Source organism: uncultured Ruegeria sp., assembly GCF_947504215.1.
GTDB lineage: Bacteria > Pseudomonadota > Alphaproteobacteria > Rhodobacterales > Rhodobacteraceae > Ruegeria.
In genome coordinates this window covers 156177-178520 of sequence record NZ_CANNGO010000004.1, presented here as the reverse complement: position 1 = coordinate 178520, position 22344 = coordinate 156177, and the positions used below count along the sequence as shown (strand labels likewise).

Annotated in this window: 26 protein-coding genes; 15 read left to right on the top strand and 11 right to left on the bottom strand. The window is 57.0% G+C overall.

Translation table 11 applies throughout. The features are described 5' to 3' along the window. Positions 1-36 precede the first annotated feature (36 nt). On the top strand, positions 37-171 hold the full coding sequence (locus Q1B21_RS09865) for an aa3-type cytochrome c oxidase subunit IV (protein ID WP_299888933.1): 135 nt from the start codon (positions 37-39) through the stop codon (positions 169-171). An 18-nt stretch (positions 172-189) separates the two neighbouring features. Continuing rightward, positions 190-822: a hypothetical protein gene (locus Q1B21_RS09860; protein WP_299080621.1), complete on the top strand. Its 633-nt coding sequence runs from the start codon at positions 190-192 to the stop codon at positions 820-822. On the opposite strand, the gene Q1B21_RS09855 is transcribed toward Q1B21_RS09860, so the two are convergent. Both Q1B21_RS09855 and Q1B21_RS09850 read right to left on the bottom strand, forming a co-directional pair. Continuing rightward, positions 811-1143 carry an AzlD domain-containing protein gene (locus tag Q1B21_RS09855; protein WP_299888930.1) on the bottom strand — a complete coding sequence of 111 codons (333 nt, stop codon included), beginning with the start codon at positions 1141-1143 and terminating at the stop codon, positions 811-813. The two genes, Q1B21_RS09860 and Q1B21_RS09855, sit on opposite strands and share 12 nt — an antisense overlap. Continuing rightward, positions 1140-1850, bottom strand: a complete 711-nt coding sequence (locus Q1B21_RS09850; protein ID WP_299888928.1) for an AzlC family ABC transporter permease — start codon at positions 1848-1850, stop codon at positions 1140-1142. Before Q1B21_RS09850 ends, Q1B21_RS09855 begins: the two co-directional genes overlap by 4 nt. Here Q1B21_RS09850 and Q1B21_RS09845 point away from each other — a divergent pair. From Q1B21_RS09845 to Q1B21_RS09820, 6 genes are all read left to right on the top strand, one after another. After that, a complete protein-coding gene (locus Q1B21_RS09845; RefSeq protein WP_299888926.1) occupies positions 1849-2796 on the top strand; it encodes a formate dehydrogenase accessory sulfurtransferase FdhD in 948 nt (315 codons plus the stop codon). The two genes, Q1B21_RS09850 and Q1B21_RS09845, sit on opposite strands and share 2 nt — an antisense overlap. A gap of 61 nt (positions 2797-2857) precedes the next feature. Next, complete coding sequence (locus tag Q1B21_RS09840) at positions 2858-3811, top strand: AEC family transporter (RefSeq protein WP_299888924.1); 954 nt, start codon at positions 2858-2860, stop codon at positions 3809-3811. Positions 3812-3869: 58 nt separating this feature from the next. Next, positions 3870-4514: a molybdenum cofactor guanylyltransferase MobA gene (gene mobA / locus Q1B21_RS09835; RefSeq protein ID WP_298935369.1), complete on the top strand. Its 645-nt coding sequence runs from the start codon at positions 3870-3872 to the stop codon at positions 4512-4514. Continuing rightward, the gene (gene mobB, locus Q1B21_RS09830) at positions 4511-5002 is read left to right on the top strand and encodes a molybdopterin-guanine dinucleotide biosynthesis protein B (protein WP_299888921.1); all 492 of its coding nucleotides are present in this window, start codon (positions 4511-4513) and stop codon (positions 5000-5002) included. Before mobA ends, mobB begins: the two co-directional genes overlap by 4 nt. A gap of 20 nt (positions 5003-5022) precedes the next feature. Next, positions 5023-7068 (top strand): gephyrin-like molybdotransferase Glp, encoded by a 2046-nt coding sequence (gene glp / locus Q1B21_RS09825; protein WP_299889186.1) that lies wholly within the window; start codon positions 5023-5025, stop codon positions 7066-7068. Next, positions 7065-7658, top strand: a complete 594-nt coding sequence (locus Q1B21_RS09820; protein WP_299888919.1) for a GNAT family N-acetyltransferase — start codon at positions 7065-7067, stop codon at positions 7656-7658. The genes glp and Q1B21_RS09820 overlap by 4 nt, the downstream gene beginning before the upstream one ends. Here the strand turns inward: Q1B21_RS09820 and Q1B21_RS09815 are convergent. The 3 genes from Q1B21_RS09815 to Q1B21_RS09805 all read right to left on the bottom strand — a co-directional run bounded on the left by Q1B21_RS09815 (position 7655) and on the right by Q1B21_RS09805 (position 9750). Beyond that, the gene (locus Q1B21_RS09815; RefSeq protein ID WP_299888917.1) at positions 7655-8650 is read right to left on the bottom strand and encodes a hypothetical protein; all 996 of its coding nucleotides are present in this window, start codon (positions 8648-8650) and stop codon (positions 7655-7657) included. The genes Q1B21_RS09820 and Q1B21_RS09815 overlap by 4 nt on opposite strands. A gap of 14 nt (positions 8651-8664) precedes the next feature. Beyond that, positions 8665-9135 carry a transcription elongation factor GreA gene (gene greA / locus Q1B21_RS09810; protein WP_298935365.1) on the bottom strand — a complete coding sequence of 157 codons (471 nt, stop codon included), beginning with the start codon at positions 9133-9135 and terminating at the stop codon, positions 8665-8667. Between the two features lie 234 nt (positions 9136-9369). Then, positions 9370-9750, bottom strand: coding sequence for a VOC family protein (locus Q1B21_RS09805; RefSeq protein ID WP_298935364.1), 381 nt, complete (start codon positions 9748-9750; stop codon positions 9370-9372). A gap of 90 nt (positions 9751-9840) precedes the next feature. Here Q1B21_RS09805 and soxR point away from each other — a divergent pair, with 90 nt between their 5' ends. From soxR to Q1B21_RS09785, 4 genes are all read left to right on the top strand, one after another. After that, positions 9841-10296: a redox-sensitive transcriptional activator SoxR gene (gene soxR, locus Q1B21_RS09800; RefSeq protein ID WP_298935363.1), complete on the top strand. Its 456-nt coding sequence runs from the start codon at positions 9841-9843 to the stop codon at positions 10294-10296. 136 nt (positions 10297-10432) lie between these two features. Continuing rightward, positions 10433-12079 (top strand): electron transfer flavoprotein-ubiquinone oxidoreductase, encoded by a 1647-nt coding sequence (locus tag Q1B21_RS09795; RefSeq protein WP_299888914.1) that lies wholly within the window; start codon positions 10433-10435, stop codon positions 12077-12079. A 105-nt stretch (positions 12080-12184) separates the two neighbouring features. Beyond that, positions 12185-13897 carry a tetratricopeptide repeat protein gene (locus tag Q1B21_RS09790; RefSeq protein WP_299888912.1) on the top strand — a complete coding sequence of 571 codons (1713 nt, stop codon included), beginning with the start codon at positions 12185-12187 and terminating at the stop codon, positions 13895-13897. Then, positions 13887-14708: a 4-(cytidine 5'-diphospho)-2-C-methyl-D-erythritol kinase gene (locus Q1B21_RS09785; RefSeq protein WP_299888910.1), complete on the top strand. Its 822-nt coding sequence runs from the start codon at positions 13887-13889 to the stop codon at positions 14706-14708. The genes Q1B21_RS09790 and Q1B21_RS09785 overlap by 11 nt, the downstream gene beginning before the upstream one ends. On the opposite strand, the gene Q1B21_RS09780 is transcribed toward Q1B21_RS09785, so the two are convergent. Beyond that, positions 14701-15699: a polyprenyl synthetase family protein gene (locus Q1B21_RS09780; RefSeq protein WP_299888908.1), complete on the bottom strand. Its 999-nt coding sequence runs from the start codon at positions 15697-15699 to the stop codon at positions 14701-14703. The two genes, Q1B21_RS09785 and Q1B21_RS09780, sit on opposite strands and share 8 nt — an antisense overlap. 56 nt (positions 15700-15755) lie before the next feature. Between Q1B21_RS09780 and Q1B21_RS09775 the strand changes: the two genes are divergently transcribed. From Q1B21_RS09775 to Q1B21_RS09765, 3 genes are all read left to right on the top strand, one after another. Next, entirely contained in the window at positions 15756-15971 is a 216-nt protein-coding gene (locus Q1B21_RS09775; protein WP_120632374.1) for a DUF2007 domain-containing protein, read from the top strand. Continuing rightward, positions 15968-16741, top strand: coding sequence for a methyltransferase (locus Q1B21_RS09770; RefSeq protein WP_299888906.1), 774 nt, complete (start codon positions 15968-15970; stop codon positions 16739-16741). Before Q1B21_RS09775 ends, Q1B21_RS09770 begins: the two co-directional genes overlap by 4 nt. Positions 16742-16863: 122 nt before the next feature. Further along, a complete protein-coding gene (locus Q1B21_RS09765) occupies positions 16864-17028 on the top strand; it encodes a DUF465 domain-containing protein (protein WP_298935355.1) in 165 nt (54 codons plus the stop codon). On the opposite strand, the gene Q1B21_RS09760 is transcribed toward Q1B21_RS09765, so the two are convergent. The 5 genes from Q1B21_RS09760 to Q1B21_RS09740 all read right to left on the bottom strand — a co-directional run bounded on the left by Q1B21_RS09760 (position 17025) and on the right by Q1B21_RS09740 (position 22251). After that, complete coding sequence (locus Q1B21_RS09760) at positions 17025-17891, bottom strand: EamA family transporter (RefSeq protein ID WP_299888903.1); 867 nt, start codon at positions 17889-17891, stop codon at positions 17025-17027. The genes Q1B21_RS09765 and Q1B21_RS09760 overlap by 4 nt on opposite strands. Next, positions 17888-18835 carry a transcriptional regulator GcvA gene (locus Q1B21_RS09755; RefSeq protein ID WP_299888901.1) on the bottom strand — a complete coding sequence of 316 codons (948 nt, stop codon included), beginning with the start codon at positions 18833-18835 and terminating at the stop codon, positions 17888-17890. The genes Q1B21_RS09760 and Q1B21_RS09755 overlap by 4 nt, the downstream gene beginning before the upstream one ends. Before the next feature lie 302 nt (positions 18836-19137). After that, on the bottom strand, positions 19138-19860 hold the full coding sequence (phbB, locus tag Q1B21_RS09750; RefSeq protein ID WP_299080663.1) for an acetoacetyl-CoA reductase: 723 nt from the start codon (positions 19858-19860) through the stop codon (positions 19138-19140). Between the two features lie 187 nt (positions 19861-20047). Further along, positions 20048-21223, bottom strand: a complete 1176-nt coding sequence (locus Q1B21_RS09745) for an acetyl-CoA C-acetyltransferase (RefSeq protein WP_298935351.1) — start codon at positions 21221-21223, stop codon at positions 20048-20050. 194 nt (positions 21224-21417) lie between these two features. Further along, positions 21418-22251, bottom strand: a complete 834-nt coding sequence (locus Q1B21_RS09740; RefSeq protein WP_299888898.1) for an EAL domain-containing protein — start codon at positions 22249-22251, stop codon at positions 21418-21420. Positions 22252-22344 lie beyond the last annotated feature (93 nt).

Genomic DNA, 22344 nt, shown 5'->3' with positions numbered 1-22344 from the left:
AACATATCAAACATGCGAATTGGGAATCTTAGACACATGGCTGAACACAAGCACGGCGACATGGACATTACCGTTCAAACCAAAACATTTGACGGGTTTATCAAGGCCACCACATGGTGCGTAGTCGCCATCGCAATCCTTTGCGTGTTTCTGGCAGTCTTCGCGTCGTAGATTTTACCGGGGGCGGCTGTGTTCAGGATTTTGATTGTCTGCCTGCTGGCAGCCACGGTTGCAGGTTGCGCCGGGTCGAAGCGGCCGCAGGCGGATCAGGCTGAGGTTATAGCCCGGTCATACCGCGATCCCGGTCCATCAACTCTGACGTTGTATACGATGATCAATACGCGCACCGGGTCCGGGGCGCATACGTCTTTGATGATCGGCGGCAGTGAACGGGTAATCTTCGATCCTGCGGGGTCATTCCGGGCGGATGTGGTACCGGTTGTCGATGACGTGCTTTATGGGATCACTCCGGCTGTCGAGCAGGCCTATCGAAGCTCGCATGCTCGCGAAACGCACTATGCTCGTATCCAGACGATCCAGGTTACGCCTCAGCAGGCTGAGATTGCACTTCAACTGGCCAAGCAGAGTGGTCCGGTCGCAGGCGCATATTGCGCAAACTCGACGGCCAGCATCCTGAAGCAGGTGCCCGGGTTCGAACAGATCGACGTCACCTTTTTCCCCGTCAAACTCTCGGAACAATTCGGCCAGATACCCGGTGTTGTCACGGAAGAGTACCGCGAGAACGATGATGCCGATCTGCAAGCAGGTCTTGCCGCCAACAATGCACGCCTCAATCAACTGAGCGCGACGTCAACCCAATAGATACAGCAAACCATAGAGCGTGCCTGCGCCGGTGAAGATCGCCGCCAGCACACTCTTGGTGATTAGCCCGACCGCCAGTGTCACGGCGGCGGCGGCCATACGAGCCACGTCGGGCTGACCTTCAGTCGCCGATGGCCAGACGACCAACGGGGCGATCAGGGCAGGCAAGATAGCCACCGCAGTGTACCGAAGATGGCGCAGCAGCCAGGGCGGCATAGGGCGATTGCCGACAAAACCGATAAAGGCAAAACGCAAGGCAAAACTGCCAATTGCCAGCCCGATGATGATGAACCAGATGGTGGTCGCGTCAATCTGTGTCATGCTTTCCGACGCTCCATCATCACTTCAGCCTGTGCCCCCGCCATCATGCCTGCAGCACCCGCAATCAGCAGGCCAAGGTTGAACGGAACCCCGACTGTCAGTATTGCAACCGCAATGGCTACAATCGCCGCAACCACATGCGCCAAGGTGCGCATCATCGGCCCGACCATGGCCAAAAACGTGATCGGCAGGGCGAAATCCAACGCCCAGCTGTCCGGGATCTGGGTTCCGAGTACAGCCCCGAGATAGGTCGCAAACACCCACAGAGGTGTGATTGGTGTGACCGAGCCAAAAAAATACGCCATGCGTTGCGGCAGGGACATCTCAGGTTCTTTTTCGAACTGAATCATCGAGCAGGCGTAAGACTGATCCACGGTCAGATAGGCCGCACATGCCCTTTGCCATATCGGGGCGGCCCCAAGGTAGGGGGTCAGAGATGCCGAATACATCGCCACTCGCAGGTTCACTGCCAAGGCTGAGGCCAGCACAATCGCGGTCGGCGTTTGTTCCTGCAGCAATTGCAGCGCCGTGAATTGCGCAGCACCTGCAAAGACGGTGGCCGAAAAGGCAAGAATCTGGATAATGTTCAACCCGGCTTCGGTGGCAAACACGCCAAACAAGGTGCCGAAGGGAACCGCGACGAATACGAAAGGTGCCCCGTCGCGAAAACCCTTCCAGAAGTATGACTTGGGTGTGGTGATTGCCATGGCTAAATCCTATGGTGATGCCAGCAGCAGTAGCCGTCTTGGGAAAGGGTTGCAATTGTCCACGGAACTGGATGTCACGGACTACATCATCGCGCCAGACCCGGGTGCGCCGCGTCTGACCCGTGCTGTCGAGGGCGTGGATCAGAACGGAGAGGTCAGCCGCATTTCGGTGGTCGAGGAACGCCCGCTGACGATTTACCTCAATGCGCAAGAAATCGTCACTGCGATGACCATCGGCGATTATCCTGAATACTTGGCGTTGGGGTTTTTGCGCAATCAGGGGATGCTGCTATCAGATGATAAGATCACGCGGGTCGACTATGACGACGATCTGGAAACCGTGGTGGTGCGCACCGCGCGCGAGACTTCGTATGAAGACAAACTGAAGAAAAAGACCCGCACCAGCGGCTGCGCGGTAGGGACGGTATTTGGTGATATGATGGAGGGGCTGGAGGACGTGCGCCTGCCGCGGGTCACGGTCCGAACCTCATGGCTCTATGACTTGGCCTCCAAGATCAACCGCACGCCGTCGCTGTATCTCGAGGCGGGTGCGATCCATGGCACAATTTTGTGCCGGGAGAACCGGCCGCTTGTCTACATGGAGGACGTTGGCCGTCACAACGCCGTTGACAAGATCGCAGGCTGGATGCTCTCCGAGCGTGAGGCACCAGAGGACAAAATCCTGTATACCACAGGCCGTTTGACATCCGAGATGGTAATCAAAACCGCGATGATGGGTATCCCAGTCCTGGCTTCACGGTCCGGCTTCACCGCATGGGGCGTCGAAATCGCGCGCGAGGTCGGCTTGACGCTGATCGGCCGAATGCGAGGGCAGAGATTTGTGTGTCTTGCGGGTGAAGATCGCCTGGTCCGCGACGCGGATCCAGCGAGCGTAAGTGTCGAGGACAAAAAGCACCGCAGGAAAAGCGCCTCGGGAAACGCATAGAAGCGCATGGCCAGTTCGAGGACCGAACTGGTGAGCACAATCAATTTCGGAGGTAGTACTTTTGGAGTTTGTCAGCCTGATCGCGCCGGTGTTTGGTGTCATCGCCACCGGGTACCTCTTTTCTCTCACTAAGGTTTTTGATGAGAAACTGGCCGATGTGCTTGTGCAATTTGCCGTTTATGTCCTGATCCCAGCCCTGTTGTTTATGCTGATTGGGCAGGAAGAGTTTAGCATGCTTTTGAACTACGGATTTCTGATTGCTTTCGGCGGCGTGACGGCCGGCTTGTTCATGGTGCTGTACATTTTGATCCGCCGCGCACTGGGATGGAACGCAGGTGAAGCGACGATGCTGGCTTATCTGGCTATCGCCTCAAACGCAGGGTTGGTGGCTTTGCCGGTTCTGCATTCCTTGTTCGGCTCAAAGGGGTCGCTGCCAGCAGTAATCTCTATCGTCGTGATTGCGGTTCTGTTGTTTGTTGTCACTGTGATGCTGGAAAACGCGTCGTCGGCGCAGGATCAGAACCGCGCTGGGCTGATAACGCTGGTGTTCAACGCACTTAAAAGCCCAATCATCTTGTCCGCTTTTCTGGGTGTTCTTTATTCGCTGACAGGGTTGGGGTTTTCGGACATCGTGTCCGACTATTTGCATATCCTGGGCCAAGGGCTGTCGGCAGTGGCGCTGTTTGCAATCGGCTTTGCAACACGGCTTGGGGCGATCAGGAAAACCGGCCTGTACGTCCTTGGCGTATCGCTGATCAAACTGATCTTGCTGCCCGGCTTGGTGCTTGTAACCGCCGCCGCGTTGGGAATGACACCGCTTTGGATTATTGCCGCGACCGTGTCCGCCGCCGTCCCAACCGCAAAACATGCTTTCCTTCTGGCCAAGCACTACGACCAGAAAGCAGAGCTGGCGGCACACTCTGTTTCAGTGACGTCGCTGCTTTCGATAGGCACGTTGGTTATGTGGTTGTTTATTCTGCATCACCTATACCCATCTGCATTTCAGCTGAGCTGAAGATACGCTATCGTGCCGGGCGGAGTTGAGGATGTGAACAATTGATCGGGGCCACCAAATGAAACAGCCATTAGGCCTGATCCTCGCGGGCGGTTTGGCAACCCGGATGGGCGGTGGGGACAAGGGCCTGCTACAGCTCGGGACTAAAAGCCTATTGGCCCATGTCATTGATCGACTTAGACCCCAAGTGGACGGTCTGGCGCTGAACGCCAATGGCGATCCTGCGCGTTTTGCCGACTTGGATTTTCCGGTCGTTCCAGATTCGATAGACGGTTTTGCCGGTCCGTTGGCCGGGGTTTTGGCAGGTTTGGACTGGGCTGCCGAACTCGGGGCAGATAGCATCATCACTGCGGCTGCGGATACGCCGTTCTTCCCACGTGATCTGGTTGCTCGTCTGGTGCAGGCCTCTGAGGGCCAGGCACATCCACTTGTACTCGCGACAACCCCCCGGACCGGGGAAGACATGTTGAAATCTGGCGGCAGGAAAAGGATAAATCGACACCCGACCTTTGGCCTCTGGCCGGTCGCCCTGCGCGATGATTTGCGCACAGCGCTGAATAACGGCCTGCGCAAAGTGGTGTTGTGGACCGACAAACATGACGGGCGCGAGGCCTTGTTTGAGGCCGAGCCCTTTGATCCCTTCTTCAACGTCAACACACCCGAAGACCTGCACCGGGCCAAAGAACTGCTGGAACACTCATGAGGCTGTACGGTGTCACCGGTTGGAAAAACGCCGGTAAAACCGGGTTGATGGAGCGGCTGGTGACCGAGATCACCGGGCGCGGCTTTACTGTTTCAACCGTCAAACACGCCCACCACAGCTTTGATGTCGATCAGCCAGGCCGCGACAGCCATCGCCACCGGGTGGCCGGTGCGCATGAGGTGCTATTAGCCTCGGGCCAGCGCGTTGCGCTGATGCAAGAGCTGCGGGGCGCACCAGAACCTACACTGGAGTCGCTGCTGGCCCGTCTCTCTCCTGTCGATCTCGTGTTGATCGAGGGGTACAAGCGCGCAGGTCATCCCAAGATCGAGGCATTTCGCGCTGAACCTGGCAACACTCCGATCGCCACCGATGATGAAACGATCCGTGCTGTTGCCAGCGACACGCCGCTGGAGCTGGACCGCCCGGTTTTTGATCTGAACGCCACCGCCAAAATTGCGGATTTTATTTTGGACGAGGTCGGTTTGTGACACTGTTTCATAGCTTTGTGATGGTGGATTGGTCCGGTGGAAATGATACCGGGCCACGCCCTCGCAAGGATGCGATCTGGGTTTGCGTTGCGCGTAGGGGTCAATCAGGCGACCCCGTGTATTTGCGCAACCGGAAGGTTGCTGAGGACTGGTTGAGCAGTTTTATCCGAAGTGAGCTTGCAGCTGACCGACAGGTGCTTGTGGGATTTGACTTTCCATTCGGCTACCCGTCGGGCTTTGCAAAGGCGATTACCGGGACAGACAATCCACTTGTCCTGTGGGAGTGGTTGGAAGCGCATATCAGCGACACCCCAGCGGCCAATAATCGCTTTGACCTAGCCGGTCAGATCAACAGGCAGTTTGGCGGCAAAGGCCCGTTCTGGATGAATGGCCTGCGTCGGGATATCGACGGGTTGCCGCGCACCAAAGCAGACTATCAGAACCCGTTTCCCGACCGTCGAAAGGTGGAAGGCCTGGCCAAGGGCAGCTTCACATGCTGGCAAATGGCGGGTGCAGGTGCGGTTGGCGGCCAGGTGATGATGGGTCTGCCGGTGTTGCACCGGCTGCGGAGCCTGTTTCAGGGTCAAGTGTCGATCTGGCCATTCGAGCCACTTGATAAACCGGTCGCGTTCGTCGAAATCTGGCCATCGCTAATCCTTGGTGCTGCACCAGAAGGACGGATCAAGGATGCGTGGCAGGTCGAGCAGGTCGCCCTGGCACTGTCGCAATTGACAGATCAGGAATTGATGGGCCAATTGGATGTCTCAGCCGCAGAGGAAGGTTGGATTTTGGGCGTATCTCAGGACAAGTCGAACATCGTACCGCCGCCGTTGCGAAACGATTGTTTCGCGTTGCCCGCTGGCGTCTCCTGGACGCCGGTCGACGAGGCGCTGGCCCTATTGCAGGACAGATTGCGCCCGGTCACATCGTCTGAGCGTGTGTCGGTATCCAAAGCTATGGGGCGGGTTCTGACCGAGGATGTAATTGCGAACCGGTCGAACCCGCCGCAACCTAACACAGCCGTGGACGGTTATGGTTTTGCGGGGCCGATCCCTGAAGGCGTATGCATCATGCCGTTGACCCATGGTCGCGCAGCGGCGGGTATCCCGTTTGCCGGTGAGGTCCCCGCAGGCAGTGCCCTGCGCGTGCTGACAGGGGCCGCGCTGCCCAAAGGTGTGGACTCTGTAATTCTAGAGGAAGACGTAACAGTTCAGGATGACCAGATTGCGTTTCATGGCCCAATGAAACAAGGCGCCAACACAAGGCGCCCAGGCGAGGATGTGGTCGAAGGCGACGTGGCCCTGTGTGCCGGGCGTAAAGCCACACCTGCTGATCTGGCGTTGATGTCAGCGGTTGGAGTCTCCGAGGTGTTGGTGCGCCGCCCGTTGCGCGTGGCTATCCTGTCTACCGGAGATGAATTGGTGGAGCCGGGCGCCAGCGCAGGGTCGGGGCAGATTTTTGACGCCAACCGCCCGATGCTTTTGTCGCTGGTTGACCGATTAGGGTTTATCCCGGTTGATATGGGACGTGTGTCGGATGACCGCGACAAGCTGCAGGCTCGCTTGGATGAGGCAGCGGATCAGGCGGATGTCATTCTTACCAGCGGCGGGGCGTCCGCAGGGGATGAAGACCATGTGTCGGCTCTGTTGCGGCAGGCTGGGGCCATGCAGGAATGGCGCATCGCGCTTAAGCCGGGACGCCCGCTGGCTCTGGGCATGTGGTCGGGGAAGCCGGTTTTCGGCCTGCCCGGCAATCCAGTGGCTGCACTGGTCTGCACGTTGATCTTTGCCCGCCCGGCGCTGGGCCTGATGTCGGGGCAGGGCTGGACAGAACCACAAGGGTTCGACGTTCCCGCGGCGTTTGAAAAACGCAAAAAGCCAGGGCGGCGGGAATATCTGCGCGCGCGCGTTCGCGAGGGTCAGGTCGAAGTTTTTCATTCGGAAGGGTCAGGCCGTATCAGCGGGCTCAGTTGGGCCGAAGGGTTGGTTGAAATAGAAGATGGCGAACGTCATATCAAACCCGGCGACTTGGTGCGCTTTATCCCATATGGAAGTTTTGGGTTGTGACAATTTCGATTTCGCGTGGATTTACTGCGGCTGAAAGACCGCAGGCCGCTGCCCTGTTCTGGCAGGCCTTCGCGGCCAAGCTGAGCCGGGTCATGGGGCCCGACGACAAAGGTTTGGCGTTTTTCGAAACCGTATTGAACCCGGACTTCGCGCTTGTTGCCCGCGACTTGGATGGGCAGATGTTGGGGCTTGCGGGCTTCAAGACAAAAGAGGGCGGTCTTGCAGGGGGCAGCATGACCGATCTTGCCCGCGTTTACGGGTGGTTTGGTGCGATCTGGCGCGGTTTGATCCTGAGCGTTCTGGAACGTGACCTGAAACCCGGTGTGTTTCAGATGGACGGCATCTTCGTTGCAGCAAAGGCGCGCGGACAAGGTGTGGGAACAGCGCTGCTGGCCGCCATCAAAGCCCAGGCGCGGCAGGCCGGAATGACCGAAGTGCAACTGGATGTGATCGATACCAACCCACGTGCCCGCGCTTTGTATGAACGAGAAGGGTTCCAGGCCATGGGTCAGGAACAGACTGGCCCGTTCAAACACATATTCGGGTTCAACAGCGCCACTAAAATGTGCTGGGTGGTTGTTCCTGACTAGTCGAACGTGCCAGCCACGCGTCCAAGTAACATAAACGCACGCGCTGTTCTGGTTTCGCCCAATGCCGTCAGCTCAGCATCACTGGCGATCGAGTCGAACTCGACAATCATATTGTCGAAACGGCGCAGAAAATGATGCGCGGCATCTCGGAAGATCGGGTCCTGTTTCATCCGAGCCGCGGTCAGTGCCAAAGACGAACGATCCCGAATACCGCCCAACGCTGCGACCGTCTTTCCGCGTGCCCCTTGAGCAAACTGCCGCCAGACCTCAGGTCTCGCCATGTCGGGGCGCAGGTCGTCCATATAGATGCCTTCCTGGCTGAGCAGTGTCAGCACATCCTGCGAGGCTTGGACCAATTGCGCAGTCTTACGATCCTTCAACGCCACCCTCAGGGCGTCGAACCCTTCGGTATCGTCCTGCGTTTCCGGAAAGTTCAGGGCCTTGACGAAAACATCTGTGGTCAGTGGCGGCGCGATTTCTTCTGCTGGGGTGCCAAGTTCCAACGAGGTTTGATCGCCGGTGCCGGCCTGTTGCAATGCAACTCTCGCTGGCGCACTGCGTTTGGATGAGAAAGTCGCCAGCGCATCCTCGGTCTTCTTTGCGGTTTGAGCAATTTCGTCCAGCTTTTTGCTGACAGTCGGTTCATATGTGCTGGCGGCGCGCTGTTGTTGGATGACATAGGTATTGCGGATCGCATCAATCGCTGTTTGCAACCTGGCGCTTTCCTCGCGCATGATCCGACTGGCACGCATGGCCATGGCGGCAACCCAGATCATTGCCACAGGCATGAATACTGCCAGAAAAGTCACAATCAGACCGCTGCCCTGTTCCTGACCCGGCATAACCAGAAAGACAACGGACACCACCAGCCAGATCAGGCTGAGTACCAATGCTGCAATTTCGATTCCGGTCACAGACGGCACGCGAGGGCGGTCGTAGATGCCAAGCGATGTTGGTCGTTCGGATTCCGGATCAGGTTTTGACCCTGACATGACGCGTGCTCCGGTCAGGCGTATGTGATGCTCAGAACTTCATAAGATCGGACGCCACCCGGCGTGCTGACCTCGACGCTGTCGCCTTCTTCCTTGCCGATCAACGCGCGGGCGATGGGCGACTTAATGTTCAGCAGACCAGCTTCGATATTGGCCTCGTATTCGCCAACGATCTGCCAGGTCTTTTCCTCGTCGGTATCTTCGTCGACCAATGTGACCTTGGCACCAAACTTGATCGCACCGGACAGCTTGGCCGGATCGATCACATCGGCCAGCGACAGAATGCCTTCAAGCTCTTTGATACGGCCCTCGATGAATCCCTGCTTTTCGCGGGCCGAATGGTATTCGGCGTTTTCCTTCAGGTCCCCAAGTTCCCGAGCCGTCGCAATCGCCTCGATAATCGCCGGACGCTCGACGGATTTGAGATTTTTAAGCTCGGCTCCGAGCGCGGCATTGCCCGAAGGCGTCATTGGGATCTTTTCCATACTCTACTTGTCCACGCAAAAATTGAGTCGCCCCGCCGCACAAAAGCGTCGGGGCGAAGGATAGGTTGGCGAATACCTGACCCAAATGGCGTGTAAATTGCAAGAGGCCAAAGGCCGCGAGGCGCTGGATTCGCGACTTAGCGCCGTCTCGGAGGTGGCGGGGATCGCCTGTGGCGTTGCCCCAGAAGCTCACCCCGTCGCCACCGATGCGCGTCGGTTCCGAGCCACAACATCTCAATCATACTGAACGACTTCGAATTCTATGCCATTGTCATCGTCGAAGTAGAATCGCTTGCCCGGCTCGTAGTCGGCATGATTATGAGGGTCGAACCCGGCGTCCCGGACTTTGGCTTCGGTGGCGTCGATGTCCTCCACCAAAACGCCCACATGGTTCAGCCCGCCGACAACATCGTAGCTGCTTTCCCCTGCTGGCCTGGGATCGGAAGGGGCGTAAAGTGCCAGATAGGTGTGGGCGCCGCCAACATGCACCGTGTAGCCGCCCGCGATGGCCGCGCCTTCCCAGCGGGTTTTCCAGCCAAAGACTTTTTCCATCCATGCTGCAGATGCCTTTGGATCCCTTACAGTGAAGTTGGTGTGTTCAAGTGTCGCCGTCATAGTGTTTCCTTTTCAACTTTTGACTTGCTTCGACTCACCGTAATTTCTAAACCTAACTTTAGGTCAAGATATTTTTTTTTTGAGGATCTGATGGCTGTTTCTGAAGGCCTGGCAATCGGAGCATTGGCGCAGCGCACCGGGTTGGCGGTTTCTGCAATAAGGTACTACGAGGCGCAGGGATTGATCTCGCCGTGGCGCAATGCTGGCGGGCAGCGGCGGTATCAGCGGGCGGACATTCGGCGTCTGAGCTTTGTCATGATCGCCCAGCAATTCGGGTTGACCCTGCCCGAGATCCGGGAGGTTCTCTCTGGCCTGCCGGGAAATAGAACCCCAACGCCAAAAGACTGGAAGGATATCAGTGTCAGCTTGCGTTCCCATCTGGATCAGCGAATCGACACCTTGATGCGATTGCGCGACAATTTGGATGGCTGCATTGGCTGTGGATGTCTGAGCCTGCCAAAATGCGCCCTCTACAATCCGGATGATCGGGCTAAGTCCCATGGAAGTGGTCCCAGATACCTGTTGGGGGACGCGCCAGAGGCATAAACTGCCGCAATGCGACTTTGTTACGCCGTGTTTCGATTGACCAAGGTCTTTTCAAACAGGTAATCAGCCGTGAAACAAAATTGCGCAGACCATGCGGTGAGAGCGCCAATTCGGAAAGTTAGCTAAGGAGCCCGCGATGGCCGAGATTGAACGCGAAGCGATGGAATACGATGTGGTGATCGTGGGCGCAGGTCCTGCGGGCCTGTCGGCGGCCATCCGTCTGAAACAGTTGGATGCCGACCTGAACGTTGTTGTTCTTGAAAAAGGCTCGGAAGTGGGCGCGCATATCCTGTCGGGTGCGGTTCTCGATCCCTGCGGTCTGGATGCATTGATTCCCGACTGGAAGGAAAAAGGTGCGCCGTTGAACACGCCGGTGACCGAAGATAATTTCTATATGCTGGGTGAAGCGGGTAAGATCCGCATCCCCAACTTCCCGATGCCGCCGCTGATGAACAACCACGGCAACTACATCGTCTCGATGGGCAATGTCTGCCGCTGGATGGCCGAACAGGCCGAAGAGCTGGGTGTTGAGATTTTCCCGGGCATGGCCTGCTCGGAACTGGTTTACGGTGACAACGGCGAAGTAAAAGGCGTGGTTGCTGGTGTCTTTGGTCTGGAAGCCGACGGCTCCTACGGTCCCAACACCGAGCCGGGCATGGAACTGCACGGCAAATATGTCTTCTTGTCCGAGGGTGTGCGCGGATCTTTGTCTAAGGAAGTGATTGCCAAATATGACCTGTCTGCCGGCAAAGAAGTGCAGAAATACGGCGTCGGCATGAAAGAGATCTGGGAGATTGACCCGGCCAAACACAAGGAAGGCTCGGTCACGCATACCATGGGCTGGCCTCTGGGCGGCAACGCAGGTGGTGGATCGTTCATTTACCATCTTGAAAACAATCAGGTCTATGTCGGGTTTGTGGTCCACCTGAACTACAAGAACCCGCACCTTTATCCGTACATGGAATTCCAGCGCTTTAAGCACCACCCGATGGTGGCTGAGCTGCTGAAAGGCGGCAAGCGCGTGGCTTACGGCGCGCGAGCGATCACCGAAGGTGGCTGGCAGTCGATGCCGAAACTGGTGGCACCTGGCGTGGCATTGCTGGGCTGTTCTGCGGGCATGGTCAATGTGCCGCGCATCAAGGGTAACCATAATGCGATGCTGTCAGGCAAGGCTGCGGCCGAGGCGGCATTCGATGCCATCAGGGCCGAGCGTTCGGGCGATGAGCTGACCGCCTATGAAACCGATGTGCGCGGTGGCGCCATCGGCAAAGACCTGAAGAAGGTGCGCAACGTCAAGCCGATGTGGTCGAAATGGGGCTTGTTCCCGTCTCTGGCACTGGGCGGTCTGGACATGTGGACAAACACGCTGGGCTTCTCGCTATTTGGCACCATGGGGCACGGTAAAAACGATGCGGAGGTCACGGAAGAAGCCAGCAAGCACCAGCCGATTGATTACCCGAAACCGGATGGCACACTGTCTTTTGATCGCCTGACCAACGTGTCCTTTGCGATGACGAACCATGAGGAAAGCCAGCCCTGCCATCTGCACCTGTCGGACCCGGAAATTCCGGTCAAGGTCAACATGCCCAAATTCGACGAACCGGCGCAGCGGTATTGCCCGGCGGGGGTCTATGAAATGGTCCAGGACGAAGACGGGCCGCGATTCGTGATCAACTTCCAGAATTGCGTGCATTGCAAAACCTGTGACATCAAGGATCCCAGCCAGAATATCACATGGACCACGCCGCAAGGTGGGGATGGGCCAAACTACCCGAATATGTAAGCGAAAAAACGGGCACTGGCAGGGTCGTGAAGGCTCTGCCATTGCCTCTTCCTGACCAAAGCCCTAGCTTGACTGTCAGTCTAATGACAACAAGGCAGGATTTTGGTGGTTTCCCTGGTTCGTCGCGCGGTGTTGGCCGTGCTGTTCTCTTCAACAGTCGCAATGCCGGTCTATGCAGATACGGGTTCCGGATCTTATCTGGCGGGTCGTCAGGCGATTTACGAGAATGATTATTCGGCTGCCGAACAATACTATGCTCAGGCGCTGAAATTCGATCCGCAGAATGAACTTTTGTTGGAAAGCGTTGTCGTTGCCCGTCTTGCGCTGGGCGAGATAGAGCGTGCCTTGCCGATTGCCGAGACTATCGAAGGTGCGAAGCTGCCAAGCCAGGCCGCGCGTATGGTGATTGCGGCCAATTTGGTCGCAGATGGACAATTGGATGACCTGCTAGCCCGAGACCCGGAGACACAAGGGGTTGGCCCTTTGGTTGATGGGTTGATGACGGCCTGGGCCTCTTTGGGTCAGGGTGAGATGACCAAGGCGATGGAACAGTTTGATACTGTCTCGACGCAAGAAGGCCTGAAGGAGTTCGCCCTTTACCACAAGGCAATGGCGCTGGCCTCAATCGGTGATTTTGAAGGATCTGAGGCGGTGTTCGGAGCCAATGATGGCGTCGTCGCACAATTTTCGCGCCGCGCTGCGTTGGCTCGTGCCGAAGTGTTGTCTCAGCTGGATCGCGATGAAGATGCGATCGAGTTCCTGAACAACGTATTTGCCGCAGGCAGTGACCCGTCGATCGAGAATTATCTGGCGCGGTTGGGCGCTGGAGAGACATTGCCGTTCACTCATGTCCGATCCGCTCAGGATGGCGTGGCCGAGATCTTCTTCTCGGTTGGCGCCGCGCTTAATTCTGAAGCGTCACCTGACTACGTATTGTTGTATGCACGGACAGCAAACTTCTTGCGTCCGAACCATGTCGACGCAATCTTGTTGAGTGCCGAGCTGTTGGATGAGCTGAGCCAATATGACCTGGCGGTTGAAGCCTATCGAACTGTGCCAACGGAGAGTAACGACTACCACGCCGCAGAGCTGGGTCGGGCCGAGGTTCTGGGTCGTTCTGGAAAGATGGATGCAGCGGTTGAAGTCCTTCAGAATCTGGCCACGCAACAACCAGACCTACCGAGTGTTCACGTTGCACTGGCGGACTTGGAACGGCGGCAGGAAAACTATGCGGCCGCAGTTACCTCCTACGACCGCGCTATTGAGCTGACTGACAGCGCGTCAGCAGGCAACTGGTTTTTGCACTATGCCCGGGGCATATCGCATGAGCGCCTTAAGAACTGGGATCAGGCCGAGACCGATTTCCGTCGCGCGTTGGAGCTGAATCCGGATCAGCCGCAAGTACTGAATTATCTGGGCTATTCCCTGGTAGAACGGCAAGAAAAGTTGGATGAGGCGCTAGACATGATTGAGCGCGCCGTCGCCGCACGCCCCGAGAGCGGGTACATTGTTGACAGCCTCGGATGGGTTCTGTTCCGCCTTGGTCGCTATGACGAAGCCGTTGAACACATGGAGCGTGCAGTTGAGTTGATGCCGGTTGATCCAGTGGTCAACGATCATCTGGGCGATGTGTACTGGGCTGTCGGTCGGGGTCGCGAGGCCGAGTTTCAGTGGAAACGCGCGCTCTCCTTCGTCGATCCCGAGGACACGGATGCTGAGGCTGACCCTGACCGTATCCGCCGTAAACTGGAAGTTGGGCTGGATGTGGTGCTGGCTGAAGAAGGCGCAGAACCTCTGAAGGTTGCAAATGGCAACTAAGGCCTTCGCGCCTGCAAAAGTTAACCTAACCCTGCATGTGACCGGCCAGCGAGACGATGGCTATCACCTTTTGGATTCTTTGGTTGTTTTTGCGGACGTTGGCGACGAACTAGAATTTGTTCCGGGTCCAAACCTGTCACTGGCGGTGACTGGCGAACATGCCAAAGGCGTTCCCACCGACAGTCGCAATCTGGTTTGGAAGGCGGCTGAGACGGTTGGTTGGACCGGGCGTGTTCATTTGAACAAGGTGCTGCCTCATGGCGGCGGCATCGGCGGTGGGTCCTCAGATGCGGCTGCAGTTTTGCGGATGGTTGCAGACCAGGGGGGCGAAGTGCCGCAACACCTACCCTTGTCTATTGGGGCGGATGTTCCTGTCTGCGTGAAGGCAGTGGCCGCTCGGATGGAAGGGATTGGCGACCGTGTCACTCCGTTAACCCTGCCTCGGTTCTATTCAGTGCTGGTCAATCCTGGCGTCGAAGTACCCACGGGCGCGGTATTCAGCGCGATGAAAACGCGCCGGAACTCGGCCATGCCTGACGAAATACCGGATTTCGAAGCATCTGATGCTTGTGCCGAGTGGCTGGGCGCGCAGCGGAACGATCTGCAAAGTTCTGCGGTGGAACTGGCCCCCAAGATAGGGCGAGTTTTGGAAGAATTGGGCGCAACCAGAGATGTGTTGCTGGCGCGTATGTCGGGATCAGGGTCGACGTGTTTCGCCCTTTATCCATCGATGAAAGCTGCCCATTTCGCAGCTTACGAGGTCGGCGCGGCGCATCCCGAGTGGTGGTGCCGCGCGACGCAGCTCAATTGAGGCGCGAGACGACGTAGTCGGCCAGCTCGCGCAGAAGGGTCCGAATCTTGTGATCAGGCAAGGCGTCCAACGCGGATTTGGCCTTGGCCGTCCAACCCAGGGCATCTGATCGGGTTGCTTCCAAGGTGCGGTATTGGTTCATCAAAGCCATTGCATGATCCAAATCACCATCCTGCTGGCGACCTTTCGCGATTGTGCGATCCCAGAAGGCGCGTTCGTCGGGCGTGGCCTGAGCCACGGCTTTGATCACCGGCAGGGTCAGTTTACGTTCGCGAAAATCGTCGCCGACGTTTTTCCCAGTCGCCTTGCTGTCGCCCTGATAGTCCAGCAGATCATCAGCAATCTGAAAGGCAATACCCAACGCATCGCCATAGTTGAACAACGCTTGAACCTGCTGCTCCGATGCACCCGCGATCACGCCGCCCACTTCGGTTGCGGCTGAAAACAACGCTGCTGTCTTGCCGCGCACAACTTGCAGATACACACTCTCATCCGTGCTCAGGTCGGTGGCTGCGGTCATTTGCAGCACCTCGCCCTCGGCAATGGTGGCAGACGCATTGGCGAGGATGTCCAGAACACGCAGGGAACCAGTTTCAACCATCAACTGGAAGCTGCGGGAAAACAGGTAATCGCCCACCAACACGCTGGACTTGTTGTCCCACAGCAAGTTTGCCGTGGGTCGCCCGCGCCGTTGGGCGCTTTCGTCCACCACATCGTCATGCAGCAGGGTCGCGGTGTGAATGAACTCAACAGTTGCGGCAAGACGCACGTGATGCTCGCCCGAATAGCCAAACAGCCGGGCCGCGGCGAGGGTGAGCATCGGGCGCAGGCGCTTACCTCCGGCTTCGACCAGATGCGCCGTTACTTCGGGAATCCTTGGTGCATGCTCTGACGCCATGCGGGTCCGGATCAGCGTGTTTACCGCCTCCATATCACCGCTCAGAATTTCGGCGAGCCGCTCATGCGGTTTCGAGATCGTGCTGACGTTCATCACACTCCTGATACAAGGCTCGACTTCTGCCTCGCCTTGCCCTTACATCCATCCCCATGAAAGAACTATTGCGCAGCACCGATCCGACAATCCTGGCTTTTGCATCCGCTCTTCTTGAAGGCGAGGATATAGACTGCTTTCAGATGGACGTAAATATGAGCATCCTCGAAGGAGGCATCGGAATCTTCCCGCGCCGCCTGATGGTGCGGACGGATGATTTAACGCGGGCTGAACGTGTCATGCGCGACAATGAGATCCCTTTGGGGCGATGACCCGGTTTAAAGACAGCGATCTGACGTGCAACGCCTTTCTGGGCGGGCAGGTACAGCTATTGCAGCCTTTGTCAGGGTACCGCGCCGGTGTTGATCCTGTTCTGTTGGCAGCATCAGTGCCTGCTCAACCCGGACAATCTGTATTAGAGCTTGGATGCGGGGCCGGAGCTGCCATTCTGTGTCTTGCTGCGCGTATCCCAAAATTGCAGTTGGCAGGCGTTGAAGTGCAGTCACCCTATGCCGATCTGGCCCGTCGAAATGCCGATCAGAACCGGGTTCAGCTGGACGTTGCCGAGGCTGATTTGAACCTATTGCCGGTGAGCTTGCGTAGCCGGATGTTTGACCACGTGATTGCAAACCCCCCTTACTATCGCCCGGACGCACATAGCCCAGCGTCAGACACAGGCAGGAGTATTGCACTGGGTGAAAAGACACCGCTGGCAGATTGGGTTGCCGTCGCCGCCAAACGACTCGCTCCAAAGGGCTATTTGCATATGGTTCAAAAAGCGGAACGGCTGCCGGATATTCTGTCAGCCTGCGCAAACAGGTTGGGGTCCGTCGAGGTTTTGCCGCTTTGCGCGCGCTTCGGCCGCGACGCCGAGCTGGTTATCGTGCGCGCCCGCAAAGGTGGTGGCGCAGCATTCCGGCTGCATGCTCCGTTGATTCTGCATGCGGGTGACCGTCATACAAGAGATGGCGACAGCTACACGCCCGAAGTTTCAGCGATACTGCGCGCGGGCGCAGCGCTTTCCGGGTTTTCGGTTCAATAAGCAATGACCAGCCGATTTTGTCGGATTTATTACAGATTCTGTGCGTCTGCGGCGTGACAGGCTGGATATGATGTGATCAACTTCTTACGTATCACTCAGACACGTGAAGAAGGAGGATCGCCATGAGCGTGAGCGCACATCTGACGGAACTGAAGAAGAAGCACGAAACTCTCGGTCTCGAAGTAGAACAAGCCCAACGCTCGCCAGGTATCGATGATCTCCATGTCGCCCAGCTCAAGAAACAAAAGCTAAAACTGAAAGAAGAGATCGAACGCCTTTCCGCTTAGGGTCGCAGGCTGGCGTGTGCCGCAATCACGGCACCACCAGTGATCAACAACGCCGCGATCGCCAATCCCCAGGACGGGGCGGCGATCCCGGCCACCACCAATACCAGCGTAGACAAAAGTGGTGCCGCATATGAGGCGGTTCCAAGTATTTGGATGTCGCCTTGCTTGACCCCGATATCCCAGACATAAAACGCCAGTCCAACAGGGCCCAGACCCAGCGCAAGCACAGAAATCCAACTGATTGTGTTGGTGGGCCAAACGGTATCCTCCACTGCCAGATGCAGCACTGCAGATGCTATTGCCGCTGCGACACAAAAAACGGCAACAGAACTTGTGGGTGTATCACCCAGACGACGGGACAGAACTGAATAGCCAGACCATGTCAGAGCGCACATCAATGCCAAAGCATAGCCGGGAAGGTGTTGGGCCTGAAAGCCAGTGCTTCCACCCCCTGTAACGATGACCGCAGCTCCGACAAAGCCGAGGCCTGCACCGATTAGATGGCCAAGTCGAAGATGCTCGCCAGGCAACAGGCCCGAAAACAAAACAATCAGCAACGGCCAGAGATATGCGATCAGTCCGGCTTCGGCCGCCGGGGCCATGCGCAGCGCAGAAAAATACAGGGCGTGATAGCCAAACAGTCCTAAAGCCCCGAACAGGTAGGTTGTCCAGCGCACCTGCCTTAACTGGCTGAAACCACCCGAGAACCAGGCCCATATCAGGCCAAGCGTTCCGCCAATTGAAAAGCAGATTGTGTTCAGCAACAACGGCGGCGTAGGTGCCGACCCAACTGTGAACAAAGCTAACAATGCCCAAAGCAAAACAGCACCAAAGCCGATAAATGTTGCGCGCATTTTAGTCACGGCCCGGGCACCTTCTCTATCGGGATGATTCTGAACTCATCGGATATATGGGCGGTCTTTTCAATTTCGGATAAGAACCAGTCCCGAAATGCCGCAATCTGAGGCCGCTGTTCCGCGCCGGGCAGGCACAAAAAACGGAACCGACCTTTTGTTTCAATTGCGAGTTTAAATGGTGCGACTAACCGCCCTTCGGAAAGATCTTTCAATATCATAGCGCGTCGGCCCAAAGCGACGCCGACCCCTGCAACAGCCGCATCGATCGCATGATCCGCATTCGAGAAATGGGCGCCATGAGTTGGGACAAATTCCACTTCGGCTGCCCGGAACCACGCGGGCCAATCGCAGGGAGGTTTCAGGAAGCTGATCGATTCATCATGAATCAGGGGTGCGTTCATTAGGCTTTCTGGTGTTGCGAATTGATCGGCCAGCTCGGGCGTCATAACGGGTGTTAGCCATTCCTTTCTGACTGGCACCGAATAAAGGCCGTCATCCTGCCCATAGCCAAATCGAATGGCGACATCCACATCGTCCCGTTCCAGATCCATATTGCGCAATGTTGCCGAAAACTTCAGATCGATTTCCGGATGCGCACGCGCAAATTCATATAGGCGCGGGGCAAGCCATTTGGCTGTCAATGCCGGGCCCGCTGTCACCGTCAGGCTGCTGCCATCCTCTTGCCGCCTTACCGTACGCCATGCCGCCTGCAGCATCGCAAACCCTTCGGCGGCACCTGGGGCCAGCGCTTGACCTGCTTCGGTCAGTTCAACAGCGCGATTGAGGCGGCGGAACAGGGGGCGGCCTAAGTGTTCCTCAAGAGACTTTATCTGGAACGAAAGGGCGGCCGGCGTGACGTGCAGTTCAGCTGCTGCTTTTGCAAATGACATGTGACGCGCTGCGGCGTCAAAGGCGCGCAATGCAGTCAGAGGAGGAAGGTAGTCGCTCATTTATAGTCAAGTATTTCTTAACTGAATGTTCGAAAAAGCTCGTTTGTCGCGCCTGATTTAGAGGCGCATATTCAGAGTAAGTCAAATGAAACTGATCTGAAAGGAACTTTGCTATGATCGAGGTCACCACCAGCCCCGCAGCGGCCCGCGCCTTTCAGCGCGCTCATCTTGAACGGTCCAAAGCGATCGCCAGGGCTTTGAACTGGTTGTTTGGTTCCCGCTGAACGCAGCGCGCGCGTTCTTACGGGATACAAGAAGGGCCGGTCCAAAAGGACCGGCCCAATTCATTGCACGTCTAGGATTCATGCGAAGAACTGTGCGCCGTTGGCAGAAATGGTCGAGCCATTGATGAATTGCGAATCATCAGATGCCAGGAACGCGACGCAGCGCGCGATTTCTTCTGGCTCACCCAAACGTCCCGCTGGGATTTGGCCAATGATGGCTTCGCGTACTTTCTCTGGTACGGCCATGACCATTTCAGTAGCGATATAGCCCGGGCAGATTGCGTTGGCAGTGATACCGGCGCGCGCTCCTTCCTGCGCCAGCGACTTGACGATACCCAGATCGCCCGCTTTGGTCGCCGCATAGTTCGCCTGAGCAAACTGGCCCTTTTGCCCGTTGATCGAGCTGATGACGATCACACGACCGAATTTCCGCTCACGCATGCCGGGCCAGATCGGGTGCACTGTATTAAAGACGCCGGTCAGATTGGTGTCGATCACTTGATGCCACTGCTCGGGCGTCATTTTGTGGAACGGGGCATCGCGGGTGATGCCAGCGTTTGCGACAACGATATCAATCGGGCCAACTTCGGCCTCGACTTTTTCGATACCTGCCTTCGATTCATCATAGTCAGCGACATTCCATTTGTATGTGGCGATGCCGGTTTCTTCTGTAAACTTCGCCGCGGCTTCGTCATTACCCGCGTAGGTGGCTGCAACATTGCATCCCTCGGCCTTGAGCGCCTTAGAAATTGCTGCGCCGATGCCGCGAGAGCCGCCGGTGACGAGTGCTGTACGTGCCATTTAGGAATCCTCCAAATTTAGTCGCCTTGGTAATGCTGTTACTCTGAGAGAGAGTTGTACGCAATATTGTTTCGTCAAGATAGCTTGCTTTCTGCTCGTCAGTATTGTCGCACATAAGTGATAGAATTGAATTGTAACAAAAAAGGGCGCCGACAGGGCGCCCTTTTCTGTGTTCTTGTCAGCGCAATCAGTCACGCTCCACGCATAGGGCGACGCCCATTCCCCCACCGATGCACAGGGTCGCCAGACCCTTTTTCGCATCGCGGCGTTTCATTTCGAACAGCAGCGTGTTCAGGACACGGCAACCGGATGCACCGATTGGGTGTCCGATGGCGATGGCGCCGCCGTTGACGTTCACGATTGACGGATCCCAACCCATGTCCTTGTTCACGGCGCAGGCCTGCGCTGCGAAGGCTTCATTGGCTTCGACGAGATCCAGATCTTCTACGGACCAGCCTGCTTTTTCCAACGCCTTGCGTGACGCGTAGATTGGGCCAACGCCCATGATCGACGGGTCCAAACCAACAGTGGCGTAGGATGCGATGCGGGCCAAAGGCTCAATCCCGCGCTTTTCGGCGTTCTCGGCCGACATAAGCAGGGTTGCCGCGGCGCCGTCATTCAGACCGGATGCGTTGGCGGCTGTTACCGAACCTTCCTTGGCGAAGGCTGGGCGCAGCTTTGCCATGGCCTCCATGGTTGCGCCGTGGCGGATGTATTCATCCTTGTCCATCACAATGTCGCCTTTGCGGGTCTTGATGATGAACGGCACGATTTCGTCGGCGAATTTGCCAGCCTTCTGCGCGGCTTCGGCTTTGTTCTGAGACGCAACAGCAAATTCGTCCTGTGTGTCGCGGTTGATCTGCCATTTCTCGGCGACATTCTCGGCGGTCTGACCCATGTGATAGCCATTGAAGGCATCCCAGAGACCGTCACGGATCATCGTATCAATGTACTTCATATCACCCATCTTGTGACCGGCGCGCAGCGCGGCGGCATGGGGCGACAGTGTCATGTTCTCTTGTCCACCGGCGGCCACGATATCGGCATCGCCCAATTGGATATGCTGTGCGCCCAGCGCGACAGCGCGCAGGCCCGAGCCACAGACTTGGTTGATGCCCCATGCGGCGCTTTCCTGGGGAAGCCCGGCATTGATATGCGCCTGACGTGCGGGGTTTTGGCCCTGAGCGGCGGTCAGCACCTGACCCATAATGGTTTCGCTTACTTCGCCCTTGTCGATCCCGGCGCGTTCGACGACTGCCTCCAGGACGGTAGCGCCCAGATCATGTGCAGGGGTGTTCGCAAACGAACCGCTAAAACTGCCGACACCTGTGCGTGCGGCGGATGCGATTACTACGTTGGTCATAAGTCAGTCCTTTACCGTCATGGTCTTTCGGGAAATCTGACGGCGCAGGTGGCAGAGAAGCTCTCTCCCGGTATCAGAGCGCCTCGTGATCCCCCGCTCCAGCACTCTCTGCCATAGCGCAATGCTGCACACGCAGCAACGGACAGCTTGTCTCAGCGGCGGAGGGGGCGAATTATTGCGATAGCGGCGTTCGGTTAAGTCCCTGTTTTCGAGTGTGGTTCCTGTTTCCAGGGCGGTGTGATCGATGGTGCGCCAAACAAGAAGCCCTGCAGGCAATCCACGCCGTTTGCGATAAGGAACGCTGCATCTTGCTGGGTTTCGACCGATTCGGCCGTTACCAGAATTTCGAATTCCCGCGCCACCGCTATCAAAGCACGCACCAGTGCCTGATTGTCGGGGTTCTCGCTGATCCCCCGAATGAATTGCCCGTCTACTTTGGCGGCATCAAACAGAAACTCGCGAAAATGGCGAAAACTGAAGTTGCTGGCCCCAAAATCATCTAACGCAAAGGCAATGCCGCGTTCCTGCAGGCGATCCATGAAATCTACGACAAGCTCGGGGACTTGCATCGCAGAGCTTTCCGAGATCTCAAGGATCAAACGCTCACCCACGCTTGCGTCCCTTTTTAGAAACCTGTCCAGCACGCCGGACCAGCGGGCGTAACCAATCGACCGGGCCGACATGTTTATGGACAATCGGATGGAAGGGTTTCGAACGAGTGTACGCAAACCCATTTCCAGCGCGACGCAATCCAGTTCCCGACCGATCGGTGTGTTTTCGACCTGAGGCATGAAATCCCGGGCCGGAATGACACGACCGGTTTCGTCGAGGACGCGAATGAAACCTTCATAAAAGGCAACGCCATGTGGGGCGTGCGCTTGCATGACAGGTTGAAACGCCAGTTTGCATTGCTTGTGTTTTACTGCGTCTGTTGCCATCTGAACGACCGAGCGGTCCCGGGTCGAGACTGCAGCGTTCAACGGGTTTTCCGACCCTTCGGGAAGATCTGCAAGCTTCTTGTCCCGCATGAGCAACGGTTCCCTGTGTGATGCCGAACATGGGTTCGGTCACAGTCTCAGGGCAAACAGGTGAATCTGCAGTTAAGGGATCTCAGAAAATAT

What these genes read in the sequence shown, in the direction of transcription:
- Q1B21_RS09865 (WP_299888933.1), top strand. Translation starts at nt 37, where the DNA reads ATGGCTGAACACAAGCACGGCGACATGGACATTACCGTTCAAACCAAA.
- Q1B21_RS09855 (WP_299888930.1), bottom strand. Translation starts at nt 1,143, where the DNA reads ATGACACAGATTGACGCGACCACCATCTGGTTCATCATCATCGGGCTG.
- Q1B21_RS09845 (WP_299888926.1), top strand. Translation starts at nt 1,849, where the DNA reads ATGGCTAAATCCTATGGTGATGCCAGCAGCAGTAGCCGTCTTGGGAAA.
- Q1B21_RS09850 (WP_299888928.1), bottom strand. Translation starts at nt 1,850, where the DNA reads ATGGCAATCACCACACCCAAGTCATACTTCTGGAAGGGTTTTCGCGAC.
- mobA (WP_298935369.1), top strand. Translation starts at nt 3,870, where the DNA reads ATGAAACAGCCATTAGGCCTGATCCTCGCGGGCGGTTTGGCAACCCGG.
- mobB (WP_299888921.1), top strand. Translation starts at nt 4,511, where the DNA reads ATGAGGCTGTACGGTGTCACCGGTTGGAAAAACGCCGGTAAAACCGGG.
- glp (WP_299889186.1), top strand. Translation starts at nt 5,023, where the DNA reads ATGGTGGATTGGTCCGGTGGAAATGATACCGGGCCACGCCCTCGCAAG.
- Q1B21_RS09815 (WP_299888917.1), bottom strand. Translation starts at nt 8,650, where the DNA reads ATGTCAGGGTCAAAACCTGATCCGGAATCCGAACGACCAACATCGCTT.
- greA (WP_298935365.1), bottom strand. Translation starts at nt 9,135, where the DNA reads ATGGAAAAGATCCCAATGACGCCTTCGGGCAATGCCGCGCTCGGAGCC.
- Q1B21_RS09805 (WP_298935364.1), bottom strand. Translation starts at nt 9,750, where the DNA reads ATGACGGCGACACTTGAACACACCAACTTCACTGTAAGGGATCCAAAG.
- soxR (WP_298935363.1), top strand. Translation starts at nt 9,841, where the DNA reads ATGGCTGTTTCTGAAGGCCTGGCAATCGGAGCATTGGCGCAGCGCACC.
- Q1B21_RS09795 (WP_299888914.1), top strand. Translation starts at nt 10,433, where the DNA reads ATGGCCGAGATTGAACGCGAAGCGATGGAATACGATGTGGTGATCGTG.
- Q1B21_RS09785 (WP_299888910.1), top strand. Translation starts at nt 13,887, where the DNA reads ATGGCAACTAAGGCCTTCGCGCCTGCAAAAGTTAACCTAACCCTGCAT.
- Q1B21_RS09780 (WP_299888908.1), bottom strand. Translation starts at nt 15,699, where the DNA reads ATGAACGTCAGCACGATCTCGAAACCGCATGAGCGGCTCGCCGAAATT.
- Q1B21_RS09775 (WP_120632374.1), top strand. Translation starts at nt 15,756, where the DNA reads ATGAAAGAACTATTGCGCAGCACCGATCCGACAATCCTGGCTTTTGCA.
- Q1B21_RS09770 (WP_299888906.1), top strand. Translation starts at nt 15,968, where the DNA reads ATGACCCGGTTTAAAGACAGCGATCTGACGTGCAACGCCTTTCTGGGC.
- Q1B21_RS09765 (WP_298935355.1), top strand. Translation starts at nt 16,864, where the DNA reads ATGAGCGTGAGCGCACATCTGACGGAACTGAAGAAGAAGCACGAAACT.
- Q1B21_RS09755 (WP_299888901.1), bottom strand. Translation starts at nt 18,835, where the DNA reads ATGAGCGACTACCTTCCTCCTCTGACTGCATTGCGCGCCTTTGACGCC.
- phbB (WP_299080663.1), bottom strand. Translation starts at nt 19,860, where the DNA reads ATGGCACGTACAGCACTCGTCACCGGCGGCTCTCGCGGCATCGGCGCA.
- Q1B21_RS09745 (WP_298935351.1), bottom strand. Translation starts at nt 21,223, where the DNA reads ATGACCAACGTAGTAATCGCATCCGCCGCACGCACAGGTGTCGGCAGT.
- Q1B21_RS09740 (WP_299888898.1), bottom strand. Translation starts at nt 22,251, where the DNA reads ATGCGGGACAAGAAGCTTGCAGATCTTCCCGAAGGGTCGGAAAACCCG.